This window comes from Streptomyces sp. NPDC032472 (assembly GCF_040636955.1).
Classification (GTDB): domain Bacteria; phylum Actinomycetota; class Actinomycetes; order Streptomycetales; family Streptomycetaceae; genus Streptomyces.
Window position 1 is genome coordinate 1 of record NZ_JBEZVK010000177.1, and the last position, 3,691, is coordinate 3,691.

4 protein-coding genes are annotated in these 3,691 nt (G+C 77.7%); all 4 read right to left on the reverse strand.

The annotated features are described in order from the left end of the window. Nucleotides 1-1,057 (reverse strand): glycosyltransferase (locus AB0F11_RS37895; RefSeq protein ID WP_362184376.1); only part of this gene is annotated, 1,057 nt, incomplete at its 3' end. Further along, complete coding sequence (locus tag AB0F11_RS37900) at nt 1,054-2,019, reverse strand: glycosyltransferase (RefSeq protein WP_362184378.1); 966 nt, start codon at nt 2,017-2,019, stop codon at nt 1,054-1,056. The genes AB0F11_RS37900 and AB0F11_RS37895, both read right to left, overlap by 4 nt. Continuing rightward, nucleotides 2,016-3,071: a glycosyltransferase family 9 protein gene (locus AB0F11_RS37905; RefSeq protein WP_362184380.1), complete on the reverse strand. Its 1,056-nt coding sequence runs from the start codon at nt 3,069-3,071 to the stop codon at nt 2,016-2,018. The genes AB0F11_RS37900 and AB0F11_RS37905 overlap by 4 nt, the downstream gene beginning before the upstream one ends. Then, nucleotides 3,068-3,625 (reverse strand): HAD family hydrolase, encoded by a 558-nt coding sequence (locus AB0F11_RS37910; RefSeq protein WP_362184382.1) that lies wholly within the window; start codon nt 3,623-3,625, stop codon nt 3,068-3,070. Before AB0F11_RS37910 ends, AB0F11_RS37905 begins: the two co-directional genes overlap by 4 nt. Nucleotides 3,626-3,691: the final 66 nt, after the last annotated feature.

The window sequence follows — 3,691 nt, forward strand, 5'->3', positions numbered from 1 at the left end:
GCACCAGCAACCCCGTCTCCCCGTGGACGACGGTGTCCAGCTGCCCGCCGTCGGCGCTGGCCACGACCGGCCGGCCGCAGGCCATCGCCTCCAGCGGCACGATGCCGAACGGCTCGTAGTCCGCGGGGCAGAGCACCACGTCGGCGCTGCGCAGCACGGCCGGCACGTCCTCGCCGCACAGCCCGCCGAGGAAGCGGACCCGGTCGGCCACCCCCGCCCGGCGGGCCAGCTCGCGCAGCCTGAGCGCCTCGGGATCACCGTCCAGGTGCTCGGCCGGCGGCCCGCCGGCGACGAGGAGCTCGGCGTCCGGCAGCCGGGTCAGGGCGGCGATGGACACCGCGGCGCCCTTGCGGGGGACCAGCCGGCCCAGCTGGAGCAGTCGGTACGGACGCCGGCGTCCCAGCCGGGCCGTGGGGCCGTCCGGCCGGAACCGCAGCGGGTCCACGCCACACGGCACCACCTCGGCCCGGTCCGCGGGAATGCCCATCCGGACCAGCTCGCCCACCTCGTCACGGCAGGTCGCCAGCACCCGGTCGCAGCGCAGCCCGATGTCGCGCTCGCAGGGGATCCGCTGGCCGGGGCTGGTGTCGTCCGCGCCCAGGTGGCGCCGCTTGACGCTCCCGAGGGCGTGGTAGGTGTGCAGCAGCGGCACCCCGAGGTCCCCGACCGCGGCCAGGGAGGCCACCCCCGACATCCAGAAGTGCGAGTGGGCCACGTCCGGTGGTCGGGTACGCCACTCGGCCAGCAGCCACGCGCCGAACGCGCCCATGTGCGGCAGCAGGTCGTCCTTGGGCAGCGGCTCCGGCGGCCCGGCCGGCACGTGGTGGACCCGTACGCCCGGGCGGAGCTCCGTGGTGTCGGGCAGCTCGCGCGCATCGCGCCGCGTGTACACGCTCACCCGGTGGCCGCGGTCCGCCAACGCCCCGGCCAGACAGGCGACGTGGACGTTCTGGCCGCCCGCGTCGACCGTGCCGAGTGCGGCCAGCGGGCTCGCGTGCTCGGAGACCAGGGCGACCGACAGCGGTCGGGGGCGGGGCGAGTGGGCGGTGGACGTCATGACCGTACCTCCGTCAGCAGGAGCTCCCAGTCGGACAGGAAGCGTTTGAGGCCGTACCGGTCGAGCGCGGCCCGTCGGGCCCGGGAGCCGTCCTCCGCGGCGGCCTCCGGTTCGTTCAGGTAGTACCGGGCCGCCCGGGCCAGCTCCTCGGGCCGGGTGGACAGGGCTCCCGTGCCCGGCGGTACGGCCTCCACCGCCTCCGTGGTGGCCAGCGCCACCACCGGCATGCCGAGGTGCATGGCCTCCAGCAGCGACAGCCCGAGGGAGGTCCAGCGCACCGGGTGCAGGTACAGGCGCCGTTCGGCCATCGCCGGGTGCAGCAGGCCCTGCGGCAGGTCCTGGCCCCGGCAGCGGTCCTCGTCCAGGCCCAGGTGTGCGGCGAGGCCCTCGGTGCGCATCCCGAACACGTCCAGCGGCGCCGCCTCGGCGAGGGCCGGCAGCAGGTCGGTGCCGGTGTACCGGCCCCGCCGCACCGGGTCGTTGACCACCACCGCGGCCCGGGGCAGCCGGCCGGTGTACCGGTGGCCGGGATCGACGATCCCGTGCTCGATCACCCGGGTGCGGGTGCTCCCGTTGTCCCAGAACAGCCGGTTGAAGTGGGTGACGTGGACGAGGGTGACGTCGTCGCGGTCGGCGGCCGGGTGCCGGGTGCGGGGCACCGCGCCGTCGGGCGTGTTGTGCTCCAGGTAGACGGCAGGCAGGTCGCGCCCCGGCCGGCGGCCCCCCAGCCACCGTTCGGCGAGCAGCCACTCGTGGGGGCGCTGGAGCACCACCACGTCGACCGGAGTGCTGGCCAGCTGCTCGGGCGTCACCTCCACGACCGAGTCGGGCCAGTCGAAGGTACGGGCGCGGCCGAGGCCGTCCGGTCCGCGGTCCGCGGTCACCGGCACCAGGTAGGTGTGCGGGCCCTGCACGAACGCGGTGGTCCACGATCCGTGCACGTGCCACAGCAGGATGTTCACGGCGCTGCTCCTCGGTCGTCGGCATCGGGCCGGCCGGCGGCGCCCGCGAGGAGCGCGGACACGGCCGCGAGGACCTCCTCGTCCCGCACGGAGTCCAGGCAGGGGTGCCCCGGCACGGGACAGGTCCGGGCCCGGGTGGCAGCGCACGCGGCGCGCTGGTCGCCGAGCAGGACGTGCGCGACGCCGTACGGGCGCCAGCGCTCGGCCGGGACCACCGGGGCGAAGAGGCAGGCGACGGGCGTCCCGACGGCGGAGGCCAGGTGTGCGGGACCGGTGTTGCCGGTCACCACGGCCTGCGCGCCGGCCAGCACGCCCGCCAGTTCGCCGAGGTCCCGGGTGCCGCCGCCGAGGTCGAGCGCATGGCGTCCGGCCACCCGGGCGGTCAGCTCCCGCTCCGCGGGGCCGCCGGTGACCACCACGCGGTGTCCGGCGCGGTGCAGTGCGGCGACCGCTCCGGCGGCCCGGCCGGGGCTCCAGGCCCGGGCCGGGACCGCGGCCCCGGGGTGCACGACCAGGTACGGATCGGGTCCGGTCAGGCGGACGGTCTCGGGGGGCTCCAGGATCCGCAGGGAACCGTCGTCCCCGGCGGGCAGCGGGAAGCCGAAGTCGCGGGCCAGGTCCAGGGCGGCCTCGGCCTCGTGGCGGCCGACCCGCCGCCGGTGGCGCAGCGCCAGCAGCGAGCCGGGGTAGTCGGTGCAGTCGGCCGCGACCTCCCCGATTCCGGCCAGCGCCAGCAGCAGGGCCGCGGGCAGCGGGCTCTGGTGGTGCGAGACCAGGATCAGCGCGCGGTCGAACCGCTCGGCGGCCAGGGCGTCCAGCAGCAGGTCGCACTCCTCGCGCGAGGTGCGCGGGGGCGTGAAGCCCACCCAGGCGGCGTCGTGGACGTAGATCCGCTGCACCCCGGGCAGCAGGGCGGCCGCGGGAGCGCCCTGCGGCCCGCACAGCAGGGCCGTGTAAGAGGACCCGGCCGCCACCGCCCGGACGGCGGGCCCGGCGAGGAGCACGTCCCCCGCGCTGTCGAGGCGCACGACGAGGGTCCGCGGGGCCGTCACCACCCCCCACCTCCCGGGGCCGGTCCGGACGCGCCGTCCCGGGCGAGCGCGAGGGCGAGCCGTACGGCGGCCAGCAGGTCGGGGGCGGTGTGCCGGGCCGCGCCCACCTCCTCGGAGCGCGTGGCGCCGGTGGGCACCAGCACGGCCCCGGCGCCCGCCGCCCGGGCGGCGGCCAGGTCGGCCCCGATGTCCCCGATGACCACCGCCCGCCGCGGGTCGGCGCCCAGGGCGGCGCAGGCCGCGAGGACCAGGCCGGGCGCGGGCTTGCGGCAGCCGCAGTCCTCGTCCGGGCGGTGGGGGCACACGGCCCACAGACCGAGCGGACCGAGCAGGGCGTCCACCCGGTCGGCGACCGCCCGCACCTGAAGCCGGGTCAGCAGGCCGCGTCCGACGCCGGACTGGTTGCTGACCACCGCCACGGGTACGCCGAGCCCGCGCAGCAGGGCCACGGCCTCGCGCGCGGCCGGCATGGCCCGGACGCGGCCCGGATCGCCGTTGTAGGGGACGTCCTCGACGAGCGTGCCGTCCCGGTCGAACAGGACCGCCGACGGCAGCGCGCCCCGTACGCAGGCCGCGCCGGGCGCCGGTGCGGCCGTACTGCGGTCGGCCGCCCGTCCGCG